The sequence below is a fragment of the Variovorax sp. GW822-FHT04E09 genome (assembly GCF_058800845.1).
The window spans coordinates 383,381-409,077 of record NZ_JBXAMR010000003.1; the positions used below are offsets into that span (position 1 = coordinate 383,381).

Here is a 25,697-nt window from a genome sequence, read left to right on the forward strand (position 1 = left end):
CGTCAGAAGGCATGGGCGTCACGGCGGCGCGCATCGCCGCGCTGCATCCAACCGATGACGGTGGTGCGCACGCGCTGGCGGAAGCGGTCCCAGGCGGTCGGGTTGCTCACGACCTGCGCCTTGTAGAACGAGGGGCACAGCACAGCAGCGTGCGAGACGTCGCCGCAGTTGCCGCAGCCCACGCAGCTGTCGAGCACGGTGGCGACGGGGTCGACGCGCAGCGGGTCGGGGTTGGGCTTGATCGAGAGCGACGGGCAGCCCGACAGGCGGATGCACGAGTGGTCGCCGGTGCAGGTGTCGGCATCGACGCCGAACTTGTCGCGCACCATGCGCTTGCCGTCGGCGATGGCCTTGCGCACCAGCGGCTTCTCGCGACGCTGCTTGTTGAGCATGCACTCCGACTGGGCGATGAGGACCTTGGGGCCCTTCTTCGTGGTGGTGAGTGCGTCTTTCAGCGCGTCGCGCATGCCGGCGACGTCGTAGGTGCGGCGAATGGTCTTCACCCATTCGACGCCCACGCCGCGCACGGCGCGCTCGATTTCGTGACCGGTGCTGCGCGTCTTGTTGACGGCGGTCGACGAGAGGATGTCCTGCCCGCCCGTGGCCGAGGTGTAGTTGTTGTCGACGATGATGGTGAGGTTGTCGCTCTTGTTGAAGACCGCGTTGGCCACGCCGCTCGTCAGGCCGTTGTGCCAGAAGCCGCCGTCGCCCATCATCGAGATCGCGCGCTTGCCCGCGGGTGCGTTGAGTGCCGAGGCACCCGCACCGCCGAGGCCGTAACCCATCGTCGTGTTGCCGATGTTGAAAGGCGGCAGGATCGAGAACAGATGGCAGCCGATGTCGGCGCTCACGTGGTGCGCACCGAGTTCGCGCTCGACCAGCTTCATCGCGCTGAAGATCGGGCGCTCGGGACAGCCGGTGCAAAAGCCCGGCGGGCGCGAATGCACCACATCGCCGAGCGCACTCGACGGCTCAGCGGGTTCAGGCGCGGCATCGACGCCGATGGCCGCCACTTCCTTCAGCGGAATCACCTTGCGCACCGGTGCGGGCACCGGCAGCGGCGCGAGGCGTTCGTAGCGCTCGCAGAAGGTGCGTGTGCCCTTGAGCAGTTCGAGCGTCGTGTACTCGCCAGCCACGGGCAGCATGTCCTTGCCGTGCAGCGCGGTGGTGGAGCCGGCCTGGCGCAGGATGGTGGCGAGGTTCTGCTCGACGAAGTTGGGCTGGCCCTCTTCCACGATGAGCACGGCGCGCTTGCCTTCGCAGAAGCGGATGACTTCGCTCTCGATGACGGGGTAGGCCACGTTCATCACATACAGCGGCACGCGGGTCTCGCCGTACACGTCGGCCAGGCCCAGGCGTTCGAGCGCACGCAGCAGCGTGTTGTAGCTGCCGCCCTGCACGATGATGCCGATGTCGTCGGCGTCTTCGGAGAAGAACTCGTTGAGCTGGCGCTCCTCGATGAAGCGCACGGCGGCGGGCCAGCGGTCTTTCACCTTCTCTTGTTCATGCACGAAGCTCGCGGGCGGCAGCACGATGCGGCTGACGTCGCGCTGCGGGTTCTCCAGCGCCTCTTTCAGCGTGAACTTGGCGCGCTTGTTGTCCCCGGCAATGAAGTGGCCGTGCACGTGGCAGGCGCGGATGCGCAACTGGAGCATCACGGGCGTGTTGCTGGCCTCGGAGAGATCGAAGCCGGTCTTCACCGCATCGACGATGCTCGGCAGGTTGGGCCGCGGATCGAGCAGCCAGATCTGCGACTTCATGGCGAACGCATGGCTGCGCTCCTGCATGATCGACGAGCCTTCGCCGTAGTCCTCGCCCACGATGATGAGCGCGCCACCGGTCACGCCGCCCGAGGCCAGGTTGGCCAATGCGTCGGACGCCACGTTGGTGCCCACGGTCGCCTTGAAGGTGACGGCGCCGCGCAGCGGGTAGTTGACGGAGGCGGCCAGCGTGGCGGCGGCGGTGGCTTCGCTGGCGCTGTTCTCGAAGCGGATGCCGTGGTCGGCCAGGATGTCTTGCGCGTCGGCCAGCACGTCCATCAGGTGCGAGATGGGCGCGCCCTGGTAGCCCGCCACATACGACACCCCCGACTCCAGCAGGGCCTTGGTGACGGCCAGAATGCCTTCGCCGCGGAACACTTCTCCACCAGTAAGTCTCAGCTTCTTGACTTCTTCGACGAACGAACGCTCAGCCATGGATGTCCTTCTTCTTTCTCGTGGGAGGATGCGGCCCCGGGGTCACATCACGGTTCCTATAATGTTTAGAAATGAATGTATCCACAATCATGAATTACCCTAGCCATGCAATCCGCATGCCTGCGGCAAACAGGAGGCGCCTTCATGTCTGAACCATCCAAGGAAACGCATCGCTTCGTCGATGACTACCTGCCCGCGCTGCTCGCGCAGGCCAGCCAGCTGATCTCTTCGGAGTTCCACGAGGTGGCGCGGCAGCAGGGTTTTTCGGTGTCGGAGTGGCGCGTGATGGCGTCGCTGGCCGGCAGCGACGCGGTCAGCATCGGCCAGCTCGCGCAGGTGACGGTGACCAAGCAGCCGACGGTGACGCGGCTGCTCGACCGCATGGAAGCGCGCGGCCAGGTCGAGCGCCTGCCCCATGAAAGTGATCGCCGCATCACGCTGGTGCGCATCACGCCCGCGGGGCTGAAGGCGGTCGAGCACCTGATGGAACTGGCGCGCGAGCACGAGCGCCGCGTGCTCGAACCCTTCGGCCTGCGACGCGCCGAAGAGCTCAAGCAGACGCTGCGGCAGATGATCGACCTGCATGTGCACGTGCCGGTCGAGGTGCCGGACGAAGACTGAAGCGCGGGGCCCGGCTAGGGCACGAGCACCGCGCGGCCGCGATGGCCGCGTTGGGCGATCCAGTCGAGCGCGAGGGCTGCATCGGCGAGCGCGAAGGGCTGCACGTCGAGGTGCAGGCGGCCGTCGGCCAGGCGCGCAAGCAACTCTGGAGCGGCTGCGCGGCCTGCGCCTTCGCGCCGGAACATGTTGAGCGGCAGCAGCGCCACGTCGCGCTGCAGGAAGTGCGCGATGTCCAGCTGCAGCGTCGGGCCGGCGGTGTAGCCGACCAGCACGGCGCGGCCGCCGGGGCGCACGGCCGGCAAGGCGGAGGCGAGCACGTCGCCGCCGACGGTGTCGATGAGCAGGTCGGCGCTGGCGACTTCAGGCGGGCCGGCTTTGGGATCGACAGGCGTTGCGGTGCAGCCTGCATCGCGTGCCAGCTGCATCACCAGAGAACCCACTGCGCCGCTCGCGCCCGTCACCAACGCTTGCTCTCCAGGCTGCAATCGGGCGACCTCATGCAAGGCCACCCACGCCGACGTGGTGGGCGAGAAGAACGCCGCACCGAGTGCCATCGGCACGGCATCGGGCAACACGCCGAGTGCGTCGTCAGGCGCGTCGATCAGCTCGCACCAGGTGCCGTCGAACAATGTGCCCAGCCCGCTGCCGCGCAACCACACGCGCTGCCCCTCTGCATAACGCTCGCTCGCGACGACAACGCCCGCCGCTTCCACACCCGGCGTGTACGGCAACGGCGGATGCCGCAGGAAGCGGCCTTGCCACACGGTGCGATCGATGTGGCCGACGGTCGCGGCCTGCATGCGCACGAGGGTGCGGCCGTGTCGCGCCACAGGATCGGCCACGTCTGCGAGCACCGGCACCGCATCGAAGCCATGGATGCGCACGGCCTTCATGGCCGCGTCGCCAGAAAGTCGAGCACCGTGCGCGCGAAGGCCTCGGGCATCTGGTCGGGCAAGGGCACCATGCCGCCGTCGATCTCGACGATGCGCGCCTGCGGCAGGTGATGCTGCAGCTCTGCCGCATGCGGCGCGGCGAACGGGTCGAGCGTGGCGCGCACGAGGAGCGTCGGCTGCGCGACGCGGCCGATGCGCTCTTCCATGCGGTACGAGGCCACGGCGCGGTGCCCTTCTTCCACGCGGTGGCCGACCTTCATCGCATCGCGCACGAAGGCCTCGAGCAGGTCGGGCCGCCCCGGCGGATAGAAGGCCTGCCGCTTCTGCCACAGCGCGGCGAGGTGGCTGCCGTCGTCACTGGGCGCCACCTCGTCGATGGGCGGACGCTGCGCGCGGGCGCGGCGAAACACCTCGTCGGTGTACGGCGTGGACGACAGCACGAGGCTGCGCACGCGCTGCGGAAACGCCGCGGCCAGCTCGATCGCGATCACGCCACCGGTGTGATGCCCCACCACGTCGGCCTGCGCGATGCCGAGCGCATCGAGCAGCTCGCATGCCACGCGCGCCCACTGCGCAATGCTCGCCGGCACGCCGCCGTCGGCCGAATCGCCGAAGCCCGCCGTGTCCATGGCGATGGTGCGGTAGCCCGCGCCGGCGATCAGCGGCAGTACGTCGCGGTACTCGGCCCAGCTGCGCGGCGACTGGTGCAGCAGCAGCACGGCCGGCGCCTGCGCATCACCGCACACGGCGTGGTGCACCTGCCCCACCGACAGGTCGGCGAAGGCGCGGCGGATCGTCATGACAGCGTCTCGTCGGCCGCCGCGCGCCACAGGCCCGCGTGCTTGAGTTCGCCGAGCGTGCGCGAGAGCACGTCGCGCCGGTAGGCGGCGGTGTCGCGGCCCGCGTAGTCGTAGAAGCCGCTGCCGGTCTTGAGGCCCAGCCGCCCTTCCTCGACCATGCGTCCGACGATGGCCGGCGCCGTGTAGCGACCCGCGTCGAGCGAGGCCGACATCTCGCGGCTCGCGTGGTGCAGGATGTCGCAGCCGCCGAAGTCGATGAACTCGACCACGCCGAGCGCCGCGAAGCGCAGGCCCAGGCCGTAGCGCGTGGCCTTGTCGATTTCTTCCGCTGTGGCAGCGCCTTCTTCGATCATGCGGGCCGCCTCGTTCATCACGAGCGCCTGCAGGCGCGGCACGATGTAGCCGGGCGACGCGCCACAGACCACGGGCAGCTTGCCGATGGCCTCCATCAGTGCCTTCGTGCGCGCGAGCACGCCGGCGTCGGTGCCGGGGTGGCAGCTCAGTTCGACCACGGGGATCACGTAGGCCGGGTTGAGCCAGTGCATGTTCAGGAAGCGCTCGGGCCGCCGCACCAGCGCGGCCAGCTGCGTCACGAGGATGCTGCTGGTGGTCGAGGTAAGGATCGCGTCGTCGCGGCAATGGCGGTTGAGCTGCTCGAAGGCCTCGCGCTTGGCGTCCATGGTTTCGGGCACGCCTTCGAACACCAGCTCGGCGGCGGCCAGCGCGTGCGGTGCGTCTGCTGCATTCACGAAGTCCACGCGCGCGGCGATGCGCTCGACCTGCGAGGCATCGATCACGCCGAGCTGCGCAAGGCCGGAAAGGCTCGCAGTGATTTCCGCCTGCGCCTCGTCGCGCAAGCGCTGCCACGCCTCGGGCGTGCGCGGGCGCAGGTCGATCAGCGCGATGCGGTGGCCCGCATAGGCGAATGCGATGGCGATGCCGCGCCCCATGCGGCCGGCCCCCACGGCGGCGAAGCGCGGCGGCGCGGGCTCATTCGCCATCGTGCAGCCTCTGCTTGAGTTGGCTCGCGCTCAGGCTGGCCAGGCCCAGACTTTCGAAGGTGCGCGGGCCCTGGCGCAGGTCGCGCCCGAGGAAGCCGCCGACGATGGCCAGCAGGCCGTGCGCGATGGGTGCATCCACGCTCGCATGGCGCGCAGCAGAAGCCAGGAAGGCCAGGCCGAGCTCGGTGTCTTCGGTGATGTAGCGGTGCGTGTGCAGGTCGATGTTCTCGCGCCAGTCGCCCGACTTGACGAGCTGCTTGTGCGCGTCGCCGTACATCCACTGGTCGTTGTTGTAGTGGTCGGCCAGCGGATAGTGCGGCGCGCCCTGCCCGAAGGCCTCGCGCACGGCCATGCGCTCGCGGTCGAGCCGGTCGGTCACGTCGCGCACGGCGCGCTGTGTGCCTTCGTTGTGGATGTCCCAGCGCTCGAAGTGCTGCAGCGGTGCGGCGTTCATCACCATCAGCGGCGGGTGGATGACGGGGCCGGCGTTCATCAGCGCGCCCGAGAGCGCATCGCCGCAGCCGTGCACGGCCGGGTAGGCGCGGCGGATCACCTCGATGGCCTGCGCCTCCTTGCGCGCCGGGTAGACGCCGGTGGGCAGGCGGATGGCGCGGATGGTGACGTTGACTTCGCGCTCGCCGTGCTTGCGCGCAAGGTACGGCAAGGTGCCGGTCTCGGCCCAGGCCACGTCGGCGCGGTTGCCGGTGGCCTGGACCGCCTGCGCCATCACGTAGCTGCCGAAGGTGCCCGGCGGCAGGAAGACGACCTGGCCATCGACCAGGTGCGGCGCCATCGCGAGCGCGATGTCATGCTGGGCGATGGCGGGCGTGGGAATGACGATGAGTTCGGCGCCCTTCAGCGCGGCGCCGATGTCGGCGGTAGCGAGCGCGATGGGCACCTCGCGCGCACCGGCGGCGTCTTTCAGCGTGATCGCGCCGGCCTGCACGACGGGTTCGAGCGCGGCGGCATCGCGGCGCCACAGGCGCACTTCATGGCCGGTTTCAGACAGGTCCGCGGCGGCCGCATAGGCGCCGTGGCCACCCCCAAGAATCGCAATTTTCATGATCGAAAGTCGAGAACAGGTGTCGATGAACCGGCAGCCGCGAACGGACCGGGGAGAAGCAATGCGCTATTACATTACTTTTCATCGATTCAGGTGTCAACCAACTTCATGGGCGCCGGAGTGCTCGGAAACCCGACAACGAAAAAGCCCGCGTTCGTGAGAAGCGCGGGCTTTTTGGGGGAAGCGGCCTTGTTCAGGGCCGCTTGCGAGGGCGATCAGCGGCTGGGCTTGAACGCGCGCTTTTGCGCGTCGCGGGGCACGAACACCTTGCCCGGGCCACCGTGGCCGGCGCCGTTGCCGCGCGGTGCGAAACCTTCGCGGGGTGCAAAGCCTTCACGGGGTGCGAAACCGCCGTCGCCGCGACCGCCGCCATGGCCGTGGCCGCCGCGCGGGGCGCTGTCGCCCCAGCCCGGCTTGCGACCGTAGCCTCCGCCATTGCCGGCTTCGTCACGGCCGCCGCCGAAGCCGGCGTTCTGGCCGCCCTGGAAGCCGCGCGGGCCTTGGCCCTGCGCCGGGCCGCGCGAATTGCGGTCGTTGAAGCCGCTGGCGCCGGCATAGCCGCCGCCGTTGTTATTGCCGCGGTAGCCACCGCCGCCGCCCGCACCGCCGTTGCCGAACTTGCGATCGCGCGAGAAGTTGTCGCCGCGGCCACCGCGGTACTCGCCCATCGGGGGACGCGATTGCGGCATGCGCTGTTGCGGCTCGAGGCCGGCCACCACTTCCGCCTTGAACTGCTGGCGGCTGTAGTGCTCGATGTCCATGATCTTGCGGCGATCGCGGAACTCGGCGAACGTGATGGCCAGGCCATCGCGGCCGGCACGGCCGGTGCGGCCGATGCGGTGGGTGTAGTCCTCGGCCTTCATCGGCAGGCCGAAGTTGAAGACGTGGGTGATGGTCGGCACGTCGATGCCGCGGGCGGCAACGTCGGTGGCCACCAGGATCTGCACCTGCCCCTGGCGCAGTGCCATCAGGCGGCGGTTGCGCAGGCCCTGGCTCAGGGCGCCGTGCAGCGCGACGGCGCTGAAGCCTTCTTGCTGCAGGTCGTTGGCGAGGCCGTCGCACTCGACTTGCGTGCTGGCGAACACGATGGCCTGGTTGATGCTGGTGTCGCGCAGCCAGTGGTCGAGCAGCTTGCGCTTGTGCTGGCTGTTGTCGGCCCAGTACAGCGACTGCTTGATGTTGGCGTGCTTCTCTTGCGGGCTGTCGATGGTGATGCGCTGCGGCTCGCGCATGACGCGCTGGGCCAGTTGCTGGATGCGCGGCGCGAAGGTGGCGCTGAACATCATGGTCTGCTGGCGCTCGATGGTGAGCTGGTTGACTTCAGCCAGGTCGTCGGCAAAGCCGAGGTCGAGCATGCGGTCGGCTTCGTCGACGACCAGGAACTTGACCTGGTCGAGCTTGAGCTGCTGCGAGCGCTGCAGGTCGAGCAGGCGGCCCGGCGTGGCAACCACGAGGTCGGCGTTCTGCAGCTTGGCGATCTGCAGCTGGTAAGGCATGCCGCCCACCACGTTGGCAACGCGCAGGCCGCGGCAATGGCGAACCAGTTCGATGGCGTCGTGTGCAACCTGCTGCGCGAGTTCGCGCGTCGGGCACAGGATCAGGGCGCCGGGGGTGGCGGCCTTGAAATGACGGGCGTTGGTCGGGTCCTTGCGCTTGGGCTTCTTGAGCGGCGCTTCGCCACGGGCAGCGGCTTCAGCGGCCAGGCGCTGGAACTCGGCCTTGGCTTCGGCTTCGGCTTCGGCCTGGCGCTTGATCAGCGTGTGCAGCACGGGCAGCAGGAAGGCGGCGGTCTTGCCCGAACCGGTCTGGCTCGAGACCATCAGGTCGACGAAGCGGGCCGAACCGGCTTCGCCCATGGCGATCGGCACGACCTTTTCCTGCACGGTGGTCGGCTGGGTGAAACCCATGTCGGCCACGGCGGCGATCAGTTCGGGGGCGAGGCCCAGCTTGATGAAACCGTTGGGCGCGGCAGGCGCTTCGGCTTCGGCGGCCTCGGGGGCTGCGGCGTCCAGTGCGTCGAGGATCGGGGCCTCGGACACGGTGTCCGCGACAGCGGTGAATTCGTTATGGGTAGCGGATTGCACAGGCGCGAGTTCGCCCTGCGCTTCAAAAGCGTCGGTCATGAATATCAATCTCAAACGCGAGCGCTGCCGTAGGCGGCGCCCCGTTGGTGGTTAAAAACATCAACCATCCAACGACATTCAACTTCCGGCTTTCGTCGGAGGCTGCGGCCCTTTTTGATCAGCGAATGCGATCGGGCGCGGTGTGCAAGATAGGGAGATGCGAGAGACGCTGATCTGTGTCCAAAGACGCGTTCAAATCAGCGAAGCCTGCGATTATGGCACGGCTTCGGGTTTTTACCTAATTGTTGTCAATCCACCAAGCGCAGGAAGGTTTCCCGGTAGTGCGCCAGCTCCTCGATGGACTCGTGCACGTCGGCCAGCGCGGTGTGCGCCTGCTGCTTCTTGAAGGCGGTGTAGGCCGCGGGCTTCCAGCGCTTGGCCAGCTCCTTGAGGGTGCTGACGTCGAGGTTGCGGTAGTGGAAGTACGCCTCGAGCTTGGGCATGAACTTGACCAGGAAGCGCCGGTCCTGCCCGATGGTGTTGCCGCACATGGGCGAGCCGCTCCTGGGGATGTACTTGGCGATGAATTCGAGCAGCTGCTGCTCGGCCGCGGCTTCGTCGAGCGTGGAGGCCTTGACCTTGTCGATCAGGCCGCTGCGGCCGTGGGTGCCCTTGTTCCAGGCGTCCATGGCGTCGAGCACGGCGTCGCTCTGGTGGATAACGAGCACGGGGCCGTCGATGCGGGGCGTGAGGTCGGGGCCGGTGACGACCACGGCGATCTCGAGCAGGCGCTCTTTCTCGGGGTCGAGGCCGCTCATTTCGCAGTCCAGCCAGACCAGGTTCTGGTCGCTTTTCTTCAGGGTGGGGGCGGCTGCGGGGGGCGTCGGGTCAAGGGATTCGGGCATCGCAGGATTGTCGTCGAAGGCCTGCACCCCGATATACCGGGGACTAAACTCGCCGCTTCATGATGTCTTATTCGCTCATCTTCACCCTTGCCTTCGCGGCGGCGCTCGTGGCGGGCCTGCTCGTGAAGTTCTGGCTGGCCACCCGCCAGGTGCGCCACGTGGCGCGCCACCGCGGCGCCGTGCCGGAAGCTTTTGCGCAGACCATCACGCTCGCCGCGCACCAAAAGGCGGCCGACTACACCATCGCCAAGGCACGCTTCGGGCTCGTCGAAATGGCCTGGGGCGCGGCCCTGCTGCTGGGCTGGACGCTGCTCGGCGGGCTCGACCTGCTGAACAAGCTGCTGCTGGTGTGGCTGGGCGGCGGCATGGTGCAGCAACTGGCGCTGCTGGCGGCCTTTGCGCTCATCGGCGGCCTGCTGGAGCTGCCGTTCACGCTGTGGCAGACCTTCCGGCTCGAGGAGCGCTTCGGCTTCAACAAGATGACCTGGAAGCTCTGGCTCACCGACACCGTCAAGTCGACGCTGCTCGGCGCGCTGATCGGGCTGCCGATCGCGGCACTCATCCTGTGGCTCATGGGCGCGGCCGGCACGCTCTGGTGGCTCTGGGCCTGGGGTGCGTGGATGGGCTTCAACCTGCTGCTGATGCTGATCTACCCGACCTTCATCGCGCCGCTGTTCAACAAGTTCAAGCCGCTGGACGACCCGACGCTCAAGGCGCGCGTCACGGCGCTCATGAAGCGCTGCGGCTTCGCGGCCAAGGGCCTGTTCGTGATGGATGGCAGCACGCGCAGCGCGCACGCCAACGCCTACTTCACGGGCTTCGGCGCCAGCAAGCGCGTGGTGTTCTACGACACGCTGCTGCGCCAGCTCAACGCCGGCGAAGTCGAGGCCGTGCTCGCGCACGAGCTCGGCCACTTCAAGCACCGCCACATCGTGAAGCGGCTGGTCGCGATGTTCGCGCTGAGCTTGGCCGGCTTCGCGCTCCTGGGCTGGGTGTCGACCCAGGTCTGGTTCTATGCCGGCCTGGGCGTGCAGCCCAACCTGTCGCCGGCCGCGCCCAACAACGCGCTGGCGCTGCTGCTGTTCATGCTGGCCGTGCCGGTGTTCAGCTTCTTCGTCGCCCCGCTGCCGGCGCGCCTGTCGCGCAAGCACGAGTTCGAGGCCGACGCCTACGCCGTGGCGCAGACCAGCGGCGCCGACCTGTCGGCCGCCCTGCTCAAGCTCTACCAGGACAACGCTTCGACGCTCACGCCCGACCCGGTGTTCGTCAAGTTCTACTACTCCCACCCGCCCGCCTCCGAGCGCCTTGCGCGCATGGCCGCGGCGTGACCCTCGACCCACCTTTTCAGCGAAGCCCCTCATGAGCAGCATGTTCAAACCCAAGGACTGGAAGAACCTCCCGCCCCGCAAGGCCCTGAGCGCCACCGAGATCGTCTCGGGCCTGGCCCAGCTCGACGGCTGGAAGCTCACCGGCGACGGTGCCGATGTCGCGATCGAGAAGACCTTCACCTTCGCGAGCTACTTCGAGACCATCGCCTTCGTGAATGCGCTGGCGATGGTGGCTCACACGCAGGACCATCACCCCGACCTGTCGGTGCACTACAACCGCTGCGTGGTGCGCTTCAACACGCACGACGTGAACGGTCTGTCGATCACCGATTTCGACTGCGCTCGGCAGGCCGACGCGCTGGTTGCGAGCCCCGCCGCATGAGGACACGCGCCTGTGGCTAAGCCGGGCCGCGCCGCCTTCACCCCCGCTGCGCACAACACGGGGAAGGCGCACCACGACGGCCTCGTTGTCGCCAGCCACGGGCGTCACTGCCTCGTCGAGACGCCCACGGGCGAGCGGCTGATCTGCCACCCGCGCGGCAAGAAGAGCCAGGCCGTGGTCGGCGACCGCGTGCGCTGGCAGGCCACCGAAGACGAAGGCACCATCGAAGAGGTGCTGCCGCGGCGCAACCTCTTCTACCGGCAGGACGAGATCCGCACCAAGTCGTTCGCGGCCAACCTCGACCACGTGCTGATCCTGATCGCGGCCGAGCCCGAGTTTTCCGAACACCAGCTGGCACGCGCACTGATCGCGGCCGAGGCCGAGCGCATCACGCCCATCATCGCGCTCAACAAGAGCGACCTCGTCGAACCCTTTGCGCGCGCCTGGGCCAAGCTGGCGCCCTACCGCCGCATGCACCACGGCGTGCTGCCGCTGTCGCTCAAGGCCTCGGGCGAGACGGACTACGCGTCGCTGATGAAGCTGCTGGCGGGCAAGTCGACGCTGGTACTCGGCCCATCGGGCTCGGGCAAGAGCACGCTCACCAACCTGCTGGTGCCGGGCGCGAGCGTGCTGACGCAAGAGATTTCGCAAGCGCTCAATTCAGGCAAGCACACGACCACCAGCACCACCTGGTACTGGATCGACGAGGCCCGCACCACCGGCCTCATCGACTCGCCCGGCTTCCAGGAATTCGGCCTGAACCACATCGAGCCGATGCAGCTCGCCGGCCTCATGCCCGACATCGCCGAGCACACGGGCGACTGCAAGTTCTACAACTGCACCCACCTGCACGAACCCGGCTGCGGCGTGATCTTGAACGTCGAAACGGCGACGCAGCCCGGACCGATCAGCGCCTCGCGCTACAAGATCTACGGCGAGCTGTTCGCCGAGCTGAGCCAGACGCGCTACTGACGCCGCACCGGGGGCCCGGCCGCGCTCAGGCCAGCCAGATGCGGTACGACTTCCAGGTCGGGTCGAAGGCCAGGTCGAGCGCCACCGGCAACTCCAGCGCTTCCTGAACCGATTGCGCATGCGCAATGGCCGCCTGCGGATCGGCCACATGGAAGTGCACCGTGCGAACGCCCGCCTCCAGCACGATGTGCGTGCAGCAGCCTTCGCCGTGCGTCTGCAGCAGTGCGGTCAGCCGGTCTTCGTAGACACGGGCTTCGCCCAGTTCTTCGCCCGATTCGACGGGAACGGCGGCCGAGAGCCGATGCCCCAGGTCGGCACGCCCGAGCAGCGCATTCGCGGCGTCGTTTCGCATCACGACCGCCTCGACCTCACTGCCGTCCTCGGCGGTGCGCGTGGCCGTCAGGCCGGACCAGCCATGCTCGCCTGCGGGAAACACGCCGGTGTGGCCCAGATCCTCGCGCCAGCATGCGTCGAACAGAGGCACGAAGCCGTCGAGCGGCACGCCATCGAAATCCGCTTGCGCATCCGCCTCGACGTGATCGACCGGCCCGACCTTCACGGCGAAGTCGTACTCGCCCAGGATGTGGTCGAGCATGATCAGACTCATGTGGCGCGCGTGGTCCTGCATGTCCATCGGAATGGGCTTGGCAAAGCCGATCTCCAGCGCCACCCGCCCCCTGTAGGGCTCGTGCTTCACGAGAACGTCCGAGCAAGCAAGTTCGAAGTCGTTCATGCGCATGCTGAAACCTTCGCGCATGCGCTGCCGGAAGGCCTCCACCTCGACCTGGGGCAACGCGGGCGCGCTGCGCACCAGCGCCATGAGGTCTTCGAAATCGGCTTCGGCGCCGTGTGCCGTCAGCACGAGCGTGAAAGCCGGCGGGTCGCCCTGCACTTCGGCGGCCAGGTTCGGAAAGAAGGGCTGCAGCAGCGCGTTCAGCGCCTCCACCAGCGCGGGGCCCGACAAGGCATGCAGGCTCTCGAGCCTGTCGCTCAAGGCTTGCCAGAACGATGCGCAGGCCACGGCGCGCGGATCGGCGTGAAGGGTCGACATGGGCTTGCCTCGGGGTGTCAGGCCAGGATGTCCTGCAGGCACTGCACGAGCGCGCTGCACTGGTCCCGCGTGCCGATGCTGATGCGCAGGTACTGCGCGATGCGCGGCTGCTTGAAATGCCGCACCAGCACCGCACGCTCGCGCAGCAAGGCGGCCAGCTCGGCCGCATCGCGCTGCGGGTGGCGCGCGAACACGAAGTTGGCCTGCGACGGCAGCACCTCGAAGCCCAGGTCCTCGAGCTGCAGAGTCAGGCCTTCGCGCGTGTCGACGACCTGGTCGCATGTCTTGCGGAACCACGCCTCATCATCCAGCGAAGCCACGGCGCCGGCCGAGGCCAGCCGGTCGATCGGGTACGAATTGAAGCTGTCCTTGACCCGCACGAGCGCGTCGATCAGGTGCGCCTGCCCGCAGGCGAAACCGACGCGCAGGCCGGCCAGCGAGCGCGACTTGGACAGCGTCTGCACCACGAGCAGGTTCGGATACCGACCGATCAGCGACAGCGCGCTCTCGCCGCCGAAATCGACATACGCCTCGTCGACCAGCACGACGCGATCCGGGCACGCCGCCAGCAGCTGCTCGATGCGCGCCAGCGGCTGGCCGATGCCGGTCGGCGCGTTCGGGTTGGCAATGACGATGCCACCGCAGCCCTGGCGGGCGCGCGTCGCGAACGCATCGATGTCGATGCGCAGGCCGTCGTCGACCGGCAGCTGCTCGCAGGCGATGCCGTAGAGCTGGGCATAGACCTTGTAGAAGCTGTAGCTCACGTCGGGCATCAGCAGCGGCTGCGCCTGCTGGAAGAAGGCGAAGAACGCGTGCGCGAGCACTTCGTCCGAGCCGTTGCCCGCGAACACCTCACCGATCTGCAGCCCGTGGCGGCGCGCCACAGCTTCGCGCAGCGCGAGCGACGTGGGGTCGGGGTAGCGCTCCAACCCGTCGGCGGCCGCGCGCTGGATCGCCGCGATGGCCTCCGGCGACGGCGGGTACGGATTCTCGTTGGTGTTGAGCTTGACGAGGTTGGCGATGCGCGGCTGCTCGCCGGGCACGTAAGGCTCGAGCGCGCCGATGCGCGGGCTCCAGAAGGGCGGAGTGGTCATGGGGTCAGCCGAGCAAGCGCGCGAGCGTGAGCAAGGCCAGCAGCACCATCCACATCACGACCGAGCGCCAGACCAGGCCGACCACGCTGCGCAGGTGGCCGGGCTCGGGCTCGCGCCCCGGCGTGCTGCCACTGTCCAGGCGCCGGCCGACGCTTGGCGACTCGCCGGCCTGCGCGCGCGGCAGCGGATCGGCCACCGGGATCGGGCTCAGCGAGCCGCCACCCAGGCGCACGTTCACCGCGCCGGACGTGGCCGCGAGGATCACGCCGTCGTTCTCGTTGGGGAAGCGCCGCGCGTCGTTGCGCCAGCAATCGATGGCCTCTTCGAAGCTGCCGACCACGGCGAAGCCGAGCGCCGTGATGCGCGCGGGCAGCCAGTCGACGGCATGCCAGGCACGCTCGGCCGCGTCCTGCACCGCCACGCTCGAGGGCTGCACCGGCGCGCCGTTCTTGTGGGCCCAGTAGCGCGCGACGAACTCGCTCATGCGATAGAACACCGCGCCCGCCGGCCCCAGGCCGAGAGCCGCAAGCACCGAGAACCAGGCCAGCACGCCGAAGACATGCCGGTGCGCCGCAATGACCGAATGCTCGATCACATGGCGCACGATTTCGCTGCGCGGCAGCTCGGCGGCATCGACGCCCTGCCAGTGCGCCAGCAGCGAGCGCGCGAGCGGCTCGTCGCCCTCGTCGAGCGCATCGCGGATGTCGGTGAAATGGTGGCTGAACTGGCGAAAGCCCAGCGTCATGTAGAGCACCGCGACGCTCCACAGCACGGCGAACGGCAGGCCCAGCGTGAGCACCAGCAGCCAGTGCACGCCCAGCGACAGCAGCGTGGGCACGAACACCGCGAGCCCCCAGGCGATCCATCCGTGGTGCGGCTTGCCCGCATCGAAGTTGCGGCTGGTCCAGCGCGTCCACGCCAGGACGCCGCCGTACACGGGGTTGTGCGGGCCCAGCGGCCGCACCTGCTCGATCAGCAACGCGCACAGGATGGCAAAGAAGCTCATCCTTCGATGATAGCGAGAGCACCTGAAGGTTTTGACCCCAGGTGGCGCCCGATCCGGCTCAGGCGGCGAGGAAACGGTAGAGGTTGCGCAGCATGCCCGCGGTGGCGCCCCAGACGAAGCGCTCGTGCGGGCCATCGACGTACGGCATCGAGTACCACTCGCGTCGGACCCCATCGGTGGCGCTGACCGCGTGGCGGCGGTGGTTGGCCGGGTCCATCAGCCAGGCCAGCGGCACCTCGAAGGCCTCGGCCACTTCGAACGGATTGATGTCCAGCACGAAGTCGGGCTGCACCAGCGCGACCACCGGGGTCACGACGAAGGACGTGACGGTCGTGTAGGTCGGCAAGGTGCCGAGCACTTCGATGAACTGCGCCGACAGGCCCACCTCTTCCCAGGCTTCGCGCAGCGCGGCGGCCTGGATGTTGGCGTCTTCAGGATCGACGCGCCCGCCGGGAAAGGCCACTTGGCCCGAATGGGTCGACAGGTGCGTGGTGCGCTCGGTGAGCAGCACGGTCGCGCCTTGCGGTCGCTGCACGATCGGCACCAGCACGGCGGCCTGGGCGGGCACGCGGTCGGTCATGCGGGGCTCGCGGCGCAGCTCGGGCGTCCACACGGGCGGCGAGGCAAAGCGCGCGCGCAGGGCCGTTGCCGTCAGCTGCGCCGGCGCCACCGCCGGCAGACCATCGCTTCCGTCCACGAAGGGCGCCTGGCGCGGGTCGATCTGCAGCAACGCGGGCGGCACCACGGCATTGACGGGTTCGACGACGGCGGAGGACGTGGGGGCGGAAGTGGAGGAGGTCAAGAGAGGATGCGGCCTGTGGCGAGATGAAAGGAGTAGAGCGTAAAAATGGAAAACTGTCTTGAAGCGCAGCGCCAACGCAAAAAGCCGCCAGAGCGGCGGCTTTTTGAGCAGAAAGGACGGCGGCTGATTAAGCGGCCGACGCAGCCTTCTGCGACTTGCCCGGCAGCTTTTCCTTGATGCGTGCCGAACGACCGCTGCGCTCGCGCAGGTAGTACAGCTTGGCACGGCGCACGTCGCCGCGGCGCTTGACTTCGATGCCGGCGATCAGCGGGCTGTAGGTCTGGAACGTACGCTCCACGCCTTCGCCGCTGGAGATCTTGCGCACGGTGAAGCCGCTGTTGAGGCCACGGTTGCGCTTGGCGATCACGACGCCTTCGTAGGCCTGCACGCGCTTGCGGCTGCCTTCGACGACGTTCACGCTGACGATGACCGTGTCACCGGGCATGAAATCGGGGATGGTCTTGCCGAGACGGGAAATTTCTTCCTGCTCGAGGGTCTGGATGAGGTTCATGATTTCCTGGATATCGATCGTTTCGGGCTGCACTAAAGGCGCCGTGGGCTTTGGCGGAAGAACCGCCAGAAAACCGGGCGCGGCCGGACAGAGGATCGGGGAACCGCGGATTATAGCTTTTTTTTCAGCGCGGCCTCATCGGCCTTGTTGAGCTTGCCTGCCGCCCGTGCGGCATCGATCAGCTCGGGGCGCCGCGCGGCCGTGATGGCCAGGCGCTGGTCGCGCCGCCAGCGCTCGATCTGCGCATGGTGGCCCGAGAGCAGCGGCGCCGGAACACCCTGCCCGTTCCACTGCTCGGGCCGGGTGTAGTGCGGGCAGTCGAGCAGACCGTCGAGCGCCGGGTTGAAGCTGTCCTGCACATGGCTGGCCTCGTCGCCCAGCACGCCGGGCTGCAGGCGGGCCACGGCGTCGAGCAGCGCCATCGCCGCAATCTCGCCGCCCGACAGCACGAAGTCGCCGAGGCTGACCTGGTGCGTGACGCGCGCGTCGATGAAGCGCTGGTCGATGCCTTCGTAGCGTCCGCAGACCAGCACCGCACCCTCGCTCGCCGACCAGTGCTCGACGGCCTCGTGGCGCAGCGCCTCGCCGATGGGAGAGAACAGCACCACCGGCGCCGGTGCGCCACGGGCCGCCAGCGCGGCATCGAGGCAGGCCACCAGGGGCTCGGCCATCATCACCATGCCGGGCCCGCCGCCGAACGGCCGGTCGTCCACGCGCTTGTAGTTGCCCTGGGCGAAATCGCGCGGATTCCACAGCACGACCTCGACCTGCTTCGATTCGTAGGCGCGGCGCGTCACGCCGCTGGCCATGAAGGGCGCGAACAGTTCGGGAAAGAGCGTGAGGACGTCGAAGCGCATGCGCGCGCGGCCCGGGTCAGAAATCGGGTTGCCAGTCGACCGTGATGAGGCGGCCGGGCAGGTCGACCTTGTCGACGAAGACCGAGACGAACGGCACCATGCGCTCGATGGTCTTGCCGTCTTCTTCGGCCGTCAGCACCAGCGTGGTCTGCGGGCCGGTGGCCAGCAGTTCGCGCACCGTGCCGAGCACGACGCCTTCGCGGTTGACGACCGACAGGCCGATCAGGTCGACCCAGTAGTACTCGTCGTCGCCGGCGGTCGGGAAGCTCGAGCGCGGCACGAACACGCGCGCGCCGCGCAGGGCCTCGGCCGCATTGCGGTCAGGCACATCCTCGGACGAGGCGACGATGCAGTCGGAATGTTCTTTGGCTTCGCGGACCGCGAGCCGGAAAGCGGCGGGCGTGGAGGCTCCGGGAGCCTGCAGGAACCAGCGCTTGGAAGAAAAAAGCGCCTCGGGCTGGGCGCTGTGGGGCAGGACCTTGAACCAGCCCTTGATGCCCCAGGCATCGGCGATGCGTCCGACCTCGATCGCATCCGCCGGCAGTTCGGCGGCTTCGAGTGTGGGCAGCATCGCCGTGCGGGCGGCTTAGGCGGCCGCCTTGGGGGCCGCGGCAGCGGCTTGCTTGATCAGGCGCAGCACCGTGGGCGAAGCCTGGGCACCGACGCTCTTCCAGTACGCGAGGCGGTCCTGTGCGATGCGGATGCTTTCTTCGTTTTCCTTGGCGGTCGGGTTGTAGAAACCCAGGCGCTCGATGAAGCGGCCATCGCGGCGAACGCGCTTGTCCGACACGACGATGTTGAAGAACGGACGGCCTTTGGAGCCGCCGCGGGAGAGTCGAATGACGACCATGATTTATCCTTGGGTGGTCAGCGAGCCAGTTCAAATAGAAAGAGGCCCGCTCACGATGTTCTTCCAGCGTCGAGACACGCGACATGGCCACCCGGCCAGCGCACGCTGAAAAGCCCACGATTATAGCCCGACCCGGGTTTTTCTCCGAATTCCGGCCCCGCGCCGCCGCCCTCACCCGCATGACCCTCACCCTCCGCCCCAGCCGCGACGAAGACATCGCAGCCATCACGGCCATCTACGCCCACCACGTGCTGCACGGCACCGGCACCTTCGAAACCGAGCCCCCGTCCGAGGCCGACATGGCCGCCCGGCGCGCCGACGTGCTGGGCAAGAACCTGCCCTACCTCGTGGCCGAAGAAAACGGCGAAGTGTTGGGTTTTGCCTACTGCAACTGGTTCAAGCCCCGCCCGGCCTACCGGTTTTCGGCCGAAGACTCGATCTACATGTCCGAGGCCGCGCGCGGCAAGGGCGTGGGCGCGCAGCTGCTGGCGGCGCTCTCGCAGGCGGCCGAAGCGGCCGGCGTGCGCAAGCTGATCGCGGTGATCGGCGATTCGGCCAACGCCGGCTCGGTCGGCGTGCACCGCAGCCAGGGCTTCACGCACGTGGGCGTGCTGAAGGACTGCGGCTGGAAATTCGACGCCTGGCGCGACGTGGTCCTGATGGAAAAAGTACTCGGCGAAGGCAGCCGCACCAAACCCGAATGATGAAAAAGATGAAAAGCAAGACCGTGGCCGCCTGGCTCTCCTTCCTCGGCGGCCCGCTCGGCCTGCACCGCTTCTACCTGCGCGGCATGGGCGACTGGCTCGGCTGGCTGCTGCCCATTCCCACGGCGCTGGGCATCTACGGCATCGAACGCTTGCGCATGTACGGCGTGGACGACGGCGTGAGCTGGGCGCTGATCCCGCTGCTCGGCTTCACGATCGCGGGCTGCGCGTTGATGGCGATCATCTACGGCCTGATGACGCCCGAAAAATGGAATGCCCGCTTCAACGCCGGCGCAGCGCCCGACGCCGCGCCGGGCCAGACCAACTGGCTCACGATCGGCGCCGTGGTCGCGTCTTTGTTCTTCGGGAGCTCGATCCTGATGGCGAGCATCGTGTACAGCTTCCAGCACTACTTCGAACACCAGATCGAAGAAGGCCGAAAAATCTCACAGTAGCCGGATCGGGCGCGGCGACCTCTGCGAACGAGGCGCCGACGCTTCAGTGCTTCAGAAAATCTGCCAACTGAACCAGTAAGCCATCGCCGCGACGAAGGCCGAGGCGGGAATGGTCAGGACCCAGGCCCAGACGATGTTCCCCGCCACGCCCCAGCGCACCGCGCTGGCGCGCTGCGTGGCACCGACGCCGACGATGGCGCCCGTGATGGTGTGCGTGGTCGACACCGGAATGCCCAGCGCGGTGGCCAGGAACAGGGTCAGCGCCCCGCCGGTCTCGGCGCAGAAGCCGCCCACGGGCTTGAGCTTGGTGATCTTCTGGCCCATGGTCTTCACGATGCGCCAGCCGCCAAACATGGTGCCCAGCGCAATGGCCGCGTAGCAGCTCACGATGACCCAGGTCGGCGGCACCGCGTCGCTGGCCGAGGCGTAGCCGGTGGCGATCAGCAGCATCCAGATGATGCCGATGGTCTTCTGCGCGTCGTTGCCGCCGTGGCCCAGGCTGTAGGCGCCGGCCGAGACCAGCTGCAATCGCCGGAACCACCGGTCCACCCGAGAGGGCGTGGCACGCCGGAAGCCCCAGGCCACCACGATCATCATCAGCGAGCCCAGCAGGAAGCCCAGCAGCGGCGACACGAAGATGAAGGCCACGGTCTTCCAGATGCCGGAAGCCACGAGGCCGCTGGTGCCGGTCTTGGCGATCACCGCGCCCACGATGCCGCCGATCAGCGCGTGCGACGAGCTGCTCGGGATGCCGTAGTACCAGGTGACGAGGTTCCAGCTGATCGCGCCGATGAGCGCCCCGAACACCACGTGCACGTCGACCACGCCGGGCTGGGCGATGCCCTTGCCCACGGTCGCCGCCACGCTCAGGTGGAAGACGAAGATCGCGATCAGGTTGAAGAAAGCCGCGAACACCACGGCCTGCCCCGGCTTGAGCACGCCGGTGGACACCACCGTCGCGATCGAATTGGCGGCATCGTGGAAGCCGTTCATGAAGTCGAACAGGATCGCGAGCGCGACCAGCACCACCACCACCCAGAGGGCGACCTGCACCGTTGTCATCGGCTGCTACCCGTTTTCAGGAATTCTCGAGGACGATGCCCTCGATCACGTTGGCCACGTCCTCGCACTTGTCGGTGATCGTCTCGAGCAGCTCGTAGATCGCCTTGAGCTTGATGACCTCGCGCACGTCCGGCTCTTCGCGGAACAGCTTGCTCATGGCGCTGCGCATCACGCGGTCGGCGTCGGATTCGAGGCGGTCGATTTCCTCGCAGGTCTTGAGCGTGGCCTCGGCCACGGCCGGGTCGGCGATCTTGCCGAGGTACTTCACGGCGTCCTTGAGGCGGTCGCAGCACTTCACGCTCAGGGCCGTGAGGCGCACGATCTCGTCGGTCATGTGGCGCACGTCGTACAGCGCCATGGTCTCGGCCGAATCCTGGATCAGGTCGGCCACGTCGTCCATCGTGTTGATGAGCTTGTGGATCTGCTCGCGGTCGATGGGCGTGATGAAGGTCTTGTGGATCAGGCGGTTGACGTCGTGCGTCACGCGGTCCGCGGCGCGCTCGGCGTTGTCGACGTCGCGGTTGTACTGTTCGCGCAGGTGCACGTCCGCATAGTGGGTGACGAGCTGCTCGAAAGCACGCGCCGCCTCCACGATGCGCTCGGCATGCTGGTTGAACATTTCAAAAAAATTGCCCTCTCGGGGCAGCAGCTTGCCGAACATGGAAAAAACTCCTGGGACGCGCCAATCACAATTTCATGACGCCTTCGTGAAAACTTCCCGAGTTTAACGGGCGCGACCGGAACGACCGGTCGGGCCGACCTTCGGGCCCCGGCGCGACAGGCCCGATCAGGCCGGCAGCCGCCGTGCCACGACCAGCCGCACGCACGCGTGCAACGCCGGCGAAATCGGGCAGGGACAGCCGCATGCCGGCCGCCCCAAGAGTCAGCGGATTTTCTGGATGACCTGGCCGGTCACGCGTGCCAGCGCGGCGCGCGGCACCTTGTCGGGCGCGATCTCGGCCAGCGGCTTGAGCACGAAGGCGCGCTCGCGCATGCGCGGATGCGGCAGGGTCAGCGTGGGGCTCTCGATCACCGAGTTGCCGTGCATCAGCAGATCGAGATCGAGCGTGCGCGGCGCATTGGGAAAGGGCCGCTCACGGCCGGCCAGCGTTTCCAGGCGCTGCAGCGCGATGAGCAGCTGCTCCGCGTCCAGCCCGGTGCGCACGGCCACCACGGCGTTGATGAAATCGGGGCCTTCGGCCTCGACCGGCGCACTGCGGTAGAGCGACGAGCGGGCCGTGACCTGGGTGCGCTGCAGCGCGCCGATGGCGGCCATGGCCTCCTTCACGGTCGCCTCGGCATCGCCCAGGTTGGCGCCGATGGCGACGAAGGCCTGCACGGTCGGGTAGTCCTCGCGCGGACCGCGTGGACGACTCGTCGGTGCGCGGCGTGCGGGCGGGCCGCTCTTGCTGCCTGCCGATGGCGGCTTGCCTGCGGCGCGCGGCGCGGGCTTGCCCCCCTTGGCGGCCTTGGCAGCCGGGGGGCTCTTCTTGCCGTCCTTCGGCCGGTCGGGCGCGCTCATTCGCCTGCGGCGCTCCCGCCGCCCTCGCTGCCACCACCACCGCTACCGCCGCCCACGGGGCGCGGCTTGCGCCGGCGCTTGCGCTTGCGCGGCGCGGCGGCTTCGCCGTCCGGCGGCACGGCGTCGGCCTCGATGTCGGGTCCGTCGCCGTCGTCCGATTCGGTCGCGGCCTGTTTCTGGCGCGCCGGCTGCTCGCTGCGCGGCTTGGGCGCAGCGGCCGGGTCGCGCAGGCGCACGCGCTGGCGCACCTTCTGTTCTTCGCGGACCTGTTCGAGCAGGTCCTGGCGGCGCAGGTCGTCGGCGGTGCTGAACTCTTGCCACCACTCGGCGATGGCCTCGCCGACTTCGCCCACGTCGGCGCGCAGGCGCATGAAGTCGAAGGCGGCGCGGAAGCGCGCCTGCTCGACCAGGCTGTACGGCGTGGAGCCGGTGCGCTTGTCGAAGCGCGGCTGCATCATCCAGATCTCGCGCATGTCGGCGGCCAGCTTGCCGCGGCCCGACACGTCGCCGATGCGCGAATTGAACACGTCGTCGATCGCGTCCTGCAGCGCCGGGAACGGCGGCTGCGGGCGCTGGCCGTGGCGGCCTTCCTGGCGCTGGGCCCAGCCGTCGCGCACGTCGGCCCACAGCACGCAGGCCAAGAGGAAGCTGGGCGCCACGGGCTTGCCTTCGCCGACGCGGCGGTCGGTGTCCTGCAGGGCGGCCTTCACGAAGGGCTGGTCGGCGCGCTCCACCACCACGTCGAGCAACGGGTAGATGCCGGTGGCGAGCCCCAGCTTGCGCAGCTGCTCGACCGTGGCGATGGCATGGCCGGTCTGCAACAGCTTGAGCATCTCGTCGAACATGCGGCTTTGCGGCACGTCGGCCAGCAGCTTGCTCGATTCGATGAGCGGCGCGGCGGTCTTGGCTTCCATCTTGAAACCGAGCGCGGCGAGCTTGGCCGAGAAGCGGATGGCGCGAATGATGCGAACCGGGTCTTCGCGGTAGCGCGTGACCGGGTCACCGATCATGCGCAGCGTGAGCTTCTGGGCGTCCTTGATGCCGTTGTGATAGTCGACCACGACCTGGTTGGCCGGGTCGTAGTACATGGCGTTGACGGTGAAGTCGCGGCGCGCCGCGTCTTCTTCCTGCGGGCCCCAGACGTTGTCGCGCAGCACCCGGCCGCTGGCGTCCACGGCGTGCTTCATGCTCGCCAGTTCGCCCTTGCTGGTGCGCTCGTTGCCGGCCACCTGCTCGGCGGCGGCGCTGTCCATGTAGGCGCGGAAGGTCGAGACCTCGATCACCTCGTGCTCGCGGCCGCGGCCGTACACCACGTGCACGATGCGAAAGCGCCGACCGATGATGAAGGCGCGGCGGAACAGCGACTTGACCTGCTCGGGCGTGGCGTTGGTGGCCACGTCGAAATCTTTCGGCCGCAGGCCCAGCAGCAGGTCGCGCACCGCGCCGCCCACCACGTAGGCCTCGTAGCCGGCCTGCTGCAGCGTGGTGACCACGTTCTTCGCGCGTTCGTCGACCAGGGCGGGATCGATCTTGTGAACCTCTGCCGGCACCTCCTGGCGCTTGCCGAAGCGGCTCTTGCCCTGCGTGCCGCCGGCGGACTTGCCGAGCAGCTTGTCGATGAATTTCTTGATCATTGGTTGTTTTTCGAGGAGGAGCAGGCGCTTCTTCTTATCTGTCTATTCGTTTTCGAGCATGGAGCGGATCAGCGGAATGGTGATCGCGCGTTGGGTCTGCAGGGCGTAGCCGTCCAGCTGCGACAGCAGCTCCATCAGGCTGCCCAGGTCACGGCTGAAGCGGTGCAGCATGAAGTCGAGCACGTCGTCGGACAGCATCACGCCGCGCGCGTCGGCCGCCTGGCGCAGCACCGCGCGGCGTTCGCTTTCACTCAGCACCTGCATGTGGAACACATGGCCCCAGCCGAGGCGGGTGCGCAGGTCTTCGCGCAGCGGCAGGTCGGCCGGCGGCAAGGCGCCGGCGGCGACCACGCCGCGCTGCAGGGTCTGGGCGTTGACGAACCAGTTGAAGGCCGCGTGCTGCTGCACCGCGGTGTAGAGGTGGACGTCGTCGAGCAGGACGGCGCCCCAGCGCTCGTCGAACTCGGGCGGCTCCAGCAGGCCGGCGTGCAGCCAGCCCACGCTGGCGCCCTGCTCGGCCAGTGCGACACGCACGGATTCGAGCAGGTGGGTCTTGCCACTGCCGCTGTCGCCCCAGAGGTAGGTCGGCACCGGCGAGTGCAGCGCGGGGCTGCCATCGGCGCCGCCGACCCACACTTGCAGGTGTCGCAGCGCCGCCTCGTTGGGGCCGGCAAAAAAGGCGTCGAAGCTGGGGCCCGTCGCAATGCCGATATCGAGCGCGAGCTGTTTCATCCCGGGAAGGTTCATGGAGGGGGCCCGGAGGGCCCTTAAAATCGTGAGGAATTCTATCGGCCCGGCCGCCTCGGTCGCCGGCGCCTCCCCTGCCCGCCCTTCCTCGCCGCTTCGCGAACCTTTTCGCTCCTTCTTCTCGACACCGCCCGCCCATGACCTCCTCCACGCCCACCCCGCTCAACTACAAGGACGCCGGTGTCGATATCGACGCAGGCGACGCCCTGGTCGACCGCATCAAGCCGCTGGCGAAGAAAACCATGCGCGAAGGCGTGCTCGCCGGCATCGGCGGCTTCGGCGCCCTGTTCGAAGTGCCCAAGCGCTACAAGGAACCGGTGCTGGTGAGCGGCACCGACGGCGTGGGCACCAAGCTCAAGCTGGCCTTCGAATGGAACATGCACGACACGGTCGGCATCGACCTCGTGGCCATGAGCGTCAACGACGTGCTGGTGCAGGGCGCCGAGCCCCTGTTCTTCCTCGACTATTTCGCCTGCGGCAAGCTCGACGTGGACACGGCCGCGGCCGTGGTCGGCGGCATCGCCCGCGGCTGCGAAATCTCGGGTTGTGCCCTCATTGGCGGCGAAACCGCCGAAATGCCCGGCATGTACCCGGCCGGCGAGTACGACCTGGCCGGTTTTGCGGTCGGCGCGGTCGAAAAGTCCAAGATCCTCACCGGCCAGAACGTCAAGCCCGGCGACGTGGTGCTGGGCCTGGCCTCGGCCGGCGTGCATTCCAACGGTTTCAGCCTCGTGCGCAAGGTGATCGAGCGCGCCGGCGCCGACCTGCCCGCCACCCTCGACGGCAAGCCCTTCCGCGAAGCCGTGATGGAACCCACCCACCTGTACGTGAAGCCCGTGCTCGAAGCGCTGGGCAAGCACCCGATCAAGGCGCTGGCCCACATCACCGGCGGCGGCCTGCTCGAGAACATCCCGCGCGTGCTGCCCGAAGGCACCGCCGCCCACCTGAAGAAGGGCAGCTGGCCCCAGACCGAGCTCTTCGCCTGGCTGCAGAAGGTGGCCGGCATCGACGACATCGAGATGAACCGCACCTTCAACAACGGCATCGGCATGGTCGTGGTGATCGATGCAGCCGAAGCCGCCGCCTGCGCCGCCACGCTGCGCGCTGCCGGTGAGTCGGTGCACGAGATCGGCGTAATCGCCGAGCGCGGCAACGGCGCGGCCGTGGTCGTCGCCTGAT

27 protein-coding genes are annotated in these 25,697 nt (G+C 68.2%); 7 read left to right on the forward strand and 20 right to left on the reverse strand.

Annotated features, from left to right (window positions below):
- Nucleotides 1-2: 2 nt before the first annotated feature.
- Nucleotides 3-2,195 carry a thiamine pyrophosphate-dependent enzyme gene (locus tag AC1RL8_RS14075; protein WP_492684568.1) on the reverse strand — a complete coding sequence of 731 codons (2,193 nt, stop codon included), beginning with the start codon at nucleotides 2,193-2,195 and terminating at the stop codon, nucleotides 3-5.
- 144 nt (nucleotides 2,196-2,339) lie between these two features.
- Between AC1RL8_RS14075 and AC1RL8_RS14080 the strand changes: the two genes are divergently transcribed.
- Nucleotides 2,340-2,816 carry a MarR family winged helix-turn-helix transcriptional regulator gene (locus AC1RL8_RS14080; RefSeq protein WP_062475035.1) on the forward strand — a complete coding sequence of 159 codons (477 nt, stop codon included), beginning with the start codon at nucleotides 2,340-2,342 and terminating at the stop codon, nucleotides 2,814-2,816.
- Nucleotides 2,817-2,830: 14 nt separating this feature from the next.
- On the opposite strand, the gene AC1RL8_RS14085 is transcribed toward AC1RL8_RS14080, so the two are convergent.
- The 6 genes from AC1RL8_RS14085 to orn form a co-directional block, all read right to left on the reverse strand.
- Nucleotides 2,831-3,709 (reverse strand): quinone oxidoreductase family protein, encoded by an 879-nt coding sequence (locus AC1RL8_RS14085; protein ID WP_492684569.1) that lies wholly within the window; start codon nucleotides 3,707-3,709, stop codon nucleotides 2,831-2,833.
- The gene (locus AC1RL8_RS14090; RefSeq protein WP_492684570.1) at nucleotides 3,706-4,509 is read right to left on the reverse strand and encodes an alpha/beta fold hydrolase; all 804 of its coding nucleotides are present in this window, start codon (nucleotides 4,507-4,509) and stop codon (nucleotides 3,706-3,708) included. The genes AC1RL8_RS14085 and AC1RL8_RS14090 overlap by 4 nt, the downstream gene beginning before the upstream one ends.
- Nucleotides 4,506-5,510 (reverse strand): 3-hydroxybutyryl-CoA dehydrogenase, encoded by a 1,005-nt coding sequence (locus tag AC1RL8_RS14095; protein WP_492684571.1) that lies wholly within the window; start codon nucleotides 5,508-5,510, stop codon nucleotides 4,506-4,508. The genes AC1RL8_RS14090 and AC1RL8_RS14095 overlap by 4 nt, the downstream gene beginning before the upstream one ends.
- Entirely contained in the window at nucleotides 5,500-6,573 is a 1,074-nt protein-coding gene (locus tag AC1RL8_RS14100) for an NAD/NADP octopine/nopaline dehydrogenase family protein (protein WP_492684572.1), read from the reverse strand. Before AC1RL8_RS14100 ends, AC1RL8_RS14095 begins: the two co-directional genes overlap by 11 nt.
- Before the next feature lie 215 nt (nucleotides 6,574-6,788).
- Nucleotides 6,789-8,696 (reverse strand): DEAD/DEAH box helicase, encoded by a 1,908-nt coding sequence (locus AC1RL8_RS14105; RefSeq protein ID WP_492684573.1) that lies wholly within the window; start codon nucleotides 8,694-8,696, stop codon nucleotides 6,789-6,791.
- A 248-nt stretch (nucleotides 8,697-8,944) separates the two neighbouring features.
- Nucleotides 8,945-9,541: an oligoribonuclease gene (gene orn, locus AC1RL8_RS14110; RefSeq protein ID WP_070062329.1), complete on the reverse strand. Its 597-nt coding sequence runs from the start codon at nucleotides 9,539-9,541 to the stop codon at nucleotides 8,945-8,947.
- Between the two features lie 62 nt (nucleotides 9,542-9,603).
- Between orn and AC1RL8_RS14115 the strand changes: the two genes are divergently transcribed.
- From AC1RL8_RS14115 to rsgA, 3 genes are read left to right on the forward strand one after another with little or no spacing between them, the layout of a single operon-like run.
- Nucleotides 9,604-10,869, forward strand: a complete 1,266-nt coding sequence (locus AC1RL8_RS14115; protein WP_492684574.1) for a M48 family metallopeptidase — start codon at nucleotides 9,604-9,606, stop codon at nucleotides 10,867-10,869.
- A 31-nt stretch (nucleotides 10,870-10,900) separates the two neighbouring features.
- Nucleotides 10,901-11,251 carry a 4a-hydroxytetrahydrobiopterin dehydratase gene (locus tag AC1RL8_RS14120; protein WP_492684575.1) on the forward strand — a complete coding sequence of 117 codons (351 nt, stop codon included), beginning with the start codon at nucleotides 10,901-10,903 and terminating at the stop codon, nucleotides 11,249-11,251.
- A 12-nt stretch (nucleotides 11,252-11,263) separates the two neighbouring features.
- Nucleotides 11,264-12,223 (forward strand): ribosome small subunit-dependent GTPase A, encoded by a 960-nt coding sequence (gene rsgA / locus AC1RL8_RS14125; RefSeq protein ID WP_492684576.1) that lies wholly within the window; start codon nucleotides 11,264-11,266, stop codon nucleotides 12,221-12,223.
- Between the two features lie 25 nt (nucleotides 12,224-12,248).
- On the opposite strand, the gene AC1RL8_RS14130 is transcribed toward rsgA, so the two are convergent.
- From AC1RL8_RS14130 to rpsP, 8 genes are all read right to left on the reverse strand, one after another.
- A complete protein-coding gene (locus AC1RL8_RS14130; RefSeq protein WP_492684577.1) occupies nucleotides 12,249-13,274 on the reverse strand; it encodes a hypothetical protein in 1,026 nt (341 codons plus the stop codon).
- A 17-nt stretch (nucleotides 13,275-13,291) separates the two neighbouring features.
- Nucleotides 13,292-14,368 (reverse strand): histidinol-phosphate transaminase, encoded by a 1,077-nt coding sequence (hisC, locus tag AC1RL8_RS14135; protein ID WP_492684578.1) that lies wholly within the window; start codon nucleotides 14,366-14,368, stop codon nucleotides 13,292-13,294.
- Nucleotides 14,369-14,372: 4 nt separating this feature from the next.
- A complete protein-coding gene (locus AC1RL8_RS14140; protein WP_062475069.1) occupies nucleotides 14,373-15,374 on the reverse strand; it encodes a CobD/CbiB family protein in 1,002 nt (333 codons plus the stop codon).
- A 58-nt stretch (nucleotides 15,375-15,432) separates the two neighbouring features.
- Nucleotides 15,433-16,176, reverse strand: coding sequence for a CoA pyrophosphatase (locus tag AC1RL8_RS14145; RefSeq protein ID WP_174250200.1), 744 nt, complete (start codon nucleotides 16,174-16,176; stop codon nucleotides 15,433-15,435).
- Nucleotides 16,177-16,303: 127 nt separating this feature from the next.
- Nucleotides 16,304-16,687 (reverse strand): 50S ribosomal protein L19, encoded by a 384-nt coding sequence (rplS, locus tag AC1RL8_RS14150; protein WP_056572437.1) that lies wholly within the window; start codon nucleotides 16,685-16,687, stop codon nucleotides 16,304-16,306.
- Nucleotides 16,688-16,797: 110 nt separating this feature from the next.
- Nucleotides 16,798-17,544 carry a tRNA (guanosine(37)-N1)-methyltransferase TrmD gene (gene trmD / locus AC1RL8_RS14155; protein ID WP_062475075.1) on the reverse strand — a complete coding sequence of 249 codons (747 nt, stop codon included), beginning with the start codon at nucleotides 17,542-17,544 and terminating at the stop codon, nucleotides 16,798-16,800.
- A 16-nt stretch (nucleotides 17,545-17,560) separates the two neighbouring features.
- Nucleotides 17,561-18,115 carry a ribosome maturation factor RimM gene (rimM, locus tag AC1RL8_RS14160; RefSeq protein ID WP_062475078.1) on the reverse strand — a complete coding sequence of 185 codons (555 nt, stop codon included), beginning with the start codon at nucleotides 18,113-18,115 and terminating at the stop codon, nucleotides 17,561-17,563.
- 15 nt (nucleotides 18,116-18,130) lie between these two features.
- On the reverse strand, nucleotides 18,131-18,394 hold the full coding sequence (rpsP, locus tag AC1RL8_RS14165) for a 30S ribosomal protein S16 (protein ID WP_007831311.1): 264 nt from the start codon (nucleotides 18,392-18,394) through the stop codon (nucleotides 18,131-18,133).
- A gap of 179 nt (nucleotides 18,395-18,573) precedes the next feature.
- Between rpsP and AC1RL8_RS14170 the strand changes: the two genes are divergently transcribed.
- Together AC1RL8_RS14170 and AC1RL8_RS14175 are read left to right on the forward strand one after the other, a co-directional pair.
- Nucleotides 18,574-19,098, forward strand: coding sequence for a GNAT family N-acetyltransferase (locus tag AC1RL8_RS14170; RefSeq protein WP_139701981.1), 525 nt, complete (start codon nucleotides 18,574-18,576; stop codon nucleotides 19,096-19,098).
- Between the two features lie 8 nt (nucleotides 19,099-19,106).
- Nucleotides 19,107-19,553, forward strand: a complete 447-nt coding sequence (locus AC1RL8_RS14175; RefSeq protein ID WP_070062592.1) for a TM2 domain-containing protein — start codon at nucleotides 19,107-19,109, stop codon at nucleotides 19,551-19,553.
- Nucleotides 19,554-19,604: 51 nt separating this feature from the next.
- Here AC1RL8_RS14175 and AC1RL8_RS14180 read toward each other — a convergent pair whose 3' ends face one another.
- The 5 genes from AC1RL8_RS14180 to hda form a co-directional block, all read right to left on the reverse strand.
- Nucleotides 19,605-20,615, reverse strand: a complete 1,011-nt coding sequence (locus tag AC1RL8_RS14180; protein ID WP_062475084.1) for an inorganic phosphate transporter — start codon at nucleotides 20,613-20,615, stop codon at nucleotides 19,605-19,607.
- Between the two features lie 16 nt (nucleotides 20,616-20,631).
- A complete protein-coding gene (locus tag AC1RL8_RS14185; RefSeq protein ID WP_056571891.1) occupies nucleotides 20,632-21,276 on the reverse strand; it encodes a DUF47 domain-containing protein in 645 nt (214 codons plus the stop codon).
- 222 nt (nucleotides 21,277-21,498) lie between these two features.
- Nucleotides 21,499-22,137 carry a 2-amino-4-hydroxy-6-hydroxymethyldihydropteridine diphosphokinase gene (gene folK / locus AC1RL8_RS14190; RefSeq protein WP_492684579.1) on the reverse strand — a complete coding sequence of 213 codons (639 nt, stop codon included), beginning with the start codon at nucleotides 22,135-22,137 and terminating at the stop codon, nucleotides 21,499-21,501.
- A complete protein-coding gene (pcnB, locus tag AC1RL8_RS14195) occupies nucleotides 22,134-23,771 on the reverse strand; it encodes a polynucleotide adenylyltransferase PcnB (RefSeq protein WP_492684580.1) in 1,638 nt (545 codons plus the stop codon). Before pcnB ends, folK begins: the two co-directional genes overlap by 4 nt.
- 42 nt (nucleotides 23,772-23,813) lie before the next feature.
- Nucleotides 23,814-24,503: a DnaA regulatory inactivator Hda gene (hda, locus tag AC1RL8_RS14200; protein ID WP_492684870.1), complete on the reverse strand. Its 690-nt coding sequence runs from the start codon at nucleotides 24,501-24,503 to the stop codon at nucleotides 23,814-23,816.
- A 152-nt stretch (nucleotides 24,504-24,655) separates the two neighbouring features.
- Between hda and purM the strand changes: the two genes are divergently transcribed.
- Nucleotides 24,656-25,696 (forward strand): phosphoribosylformylglycinamidine cyclo-ligase, encoded by a 1,041-nt coding sequence (gene purM, locus AC1RL8_RS14205; RefSeq protein WP_492684581.1) that lies wholly within the window; start codon nucleotides 24,656-24,658, stop codon nucleotides 25,694-25,696.
- Nucleotide 25,697 lies beyond the last annotated feature (1 nt).

What these genes read in the sequence shown, in the direction of transcription:
- AC1RL8_RS14075 (WP_492684568.1), bottom strand. Translation starts at nt 2,195, where the DNA reads ATGGCTGAGCGTTCGTTCGTCGAAGAAGTCAAGAAGCTGAGACTTACT.
- AC1RL8_RS14080 (WP_062475035.1), top strand. Translation starts at nt 2,340, where the DNA reads ATGTCTGAACCATCCAAGGAAACGCATCGCTTCGTCGATGACTACCTG.
- AC1RL8_RS14085 (WP_492684569.1), bottom strand. Translation starts at nt 3,709, where the DNA reads ATGAAGGCCGTGCGCATCCATGGCTTCGATGCGGTGCCGGTGCTCGCA.
- AC1RL8_RS14090 (WP_492684570.1), bottom strand. Translation starts at nt 4,509, where the DNA reads ATGACGATCCGCCGCGCCTTCGCCGACCTGTCGGTGGGGCAGGTGCAC.
- AC1RL8_RS14095 (WP_492684571.1), bottom strand. Translation starts at nt 5,510, where the DNA reads ATGGCGAATGAGCCCGCGCCGCCGCGCTTCGCCGCCGTGGGGGCCGGC.
- AC1RL8_RS14100 (WP_492684572.1), bottom strand. Translation starts at nt 6,573, where the DNA reads ATGAAAATTGCGATTCTTGGGGGTGGCCACGGCGCCTATGCGGCCGCC.
- AC1RL8_RS14105 (WP_492684573.1), bottom strand. Translation starts at nt 8,696, where the DNA reads ATGACCGACGCTTTTGAAGCGCAGGGCGAACTCGCGCCTGTGCAATCC.
- orn (WP_070062329.1), bottom strand. Translation starts at nt 9,541, where the DNA reads ATGCCCGAATCCCTTGACCCGACGCCCCCCGCAGCCGCCCCCACCCTG.
- AC1RL8_RS14115 (WP_492684574.1), top strand. Translation starts at nt 9,604, where the DNA reads ATGTCTTATTCGCTCATCTTCACCCTTGCCTTCGCGGCGGCGCTCGTG.
- AC1RL8_RS14120 (WP_492684575.1), top strand. Translation starts at nt 10,901, where the DNA reads ATGAGCAGCATGTTCAAACCCAAGGACTGGAAGAACCTCCCGCCCCGC.
- AC1RL8_RS14130 (WP_492684577.1), bottom strand. Translation starts at nt 13,274, where the DNA reads ATGTCGACCCTTCACGCCGATCCGCGCGCCGTGGCCTGCGCATCGTTC.
- hisC (WP_492684578.1), bottom strand. Translation starts at nt 14,368, where the DNA reads ATGACCACTCCGCCCTTCTGGAGCCCGCGCATCGGCGCGCTCGAGCCT.
- AC1RL8_RS14140 (WP_062475069.1), bottom strand. Translation starts at nt 15,374, where the DNA reads ATGAGCTTCTTTGCCATCCTGTGCGCGTTGCTGATCGAGCAGGTGCGG.
- rplS (WP_056572437.1), bottom strand. Translation starts at nt 16,687, where the DNA reads ATGAACCTCATCCAGACCCTCGAGCAGGAAGAAATTTCCCGTCTCGGC.
- trmD (WP_062475075.1), bottom strand. Translation starts at nt 17,544, where the DNA reads ATGCGCTTCGACGTCCTCACGCTCTTTCCCGAACTGTTCGCGCCCTTC.
- rimM (WP_062475078.1), bottom strand. Translation starts at nt 18,115, where the DNA reads ATGCTGCCCACACTCGAAGCCGCCGAACTGCCGGCGGATGCGATCGAG.
- rpsP (WP_007831311.1), bottom strand. Translation starts at nt 18,394, where the DNA reads ATGGTCGTCATTCGACTCTCCCGCGGCGGCTCCAAAGGCCGTCCGTTC.
- AC1RL8_RS14170 (WP_139701981.1), top strand. Translation starts at nt 18,574, where the DNA reads ATGACCCTCACCCTCCGCCCCAGCCGCGACGAAGACATCGCAGCCATC.
- AC1RL8_RS14175 (WP_070062592.1), top strand. Translation starts at nt 19,107, where the DNA reads ATGAAAAGCAAGACCGTGGCCGCCTGGCTCTCCTTCCTCGGCGGCCCG.
- AC1RL8_RS14180 (WP_062475084.1), bottom strand. Translation starts at nt 20,615, where the DNA reads ATGACAACGGTGCAGGTCGCCCTCTGGGTGGTGGTGGTGCTGGTCGCG.
- AC1RL8_RS14185 (WP_056571891.1), bottom strand. Translation starts at nt 21,276, where the DNA reads ATGTTCGGCAAGCTGCTGCCCCGAGAGGGCAATTTTTTTGAAATGTTC.
- folK (WP_492684579.1), bottom strand. Translation starts at nt 22,137, where the DNA reads ATGAGCGCGCCCGACCGGCCGAAGGACGGCAAGAAGAGCCCCCCGGCT.
- pcnB (WP_492684580.1), bottom strand. Translation starts at nt 23,771, where the DNA reads ATGATCAAGAAATTCATCGACAAGCTGCTCGGCAAGTCCGCCGGCGGC.
- hda (WP_492684870.1), bottom strand. Translation starts at nt 24,503, where the DNA reads ATGAAACAGCTCGCGCTCGATATCGGCATTGCGACGGGCCCCAGCTTC.
- purM (WP_492684581.1), top strand. Translation starts at nt 24,656, where the DNA reads ATGACCTCCTCCACGCCCACCCCGCTCAACTACAAGGACGCCGGTGTC.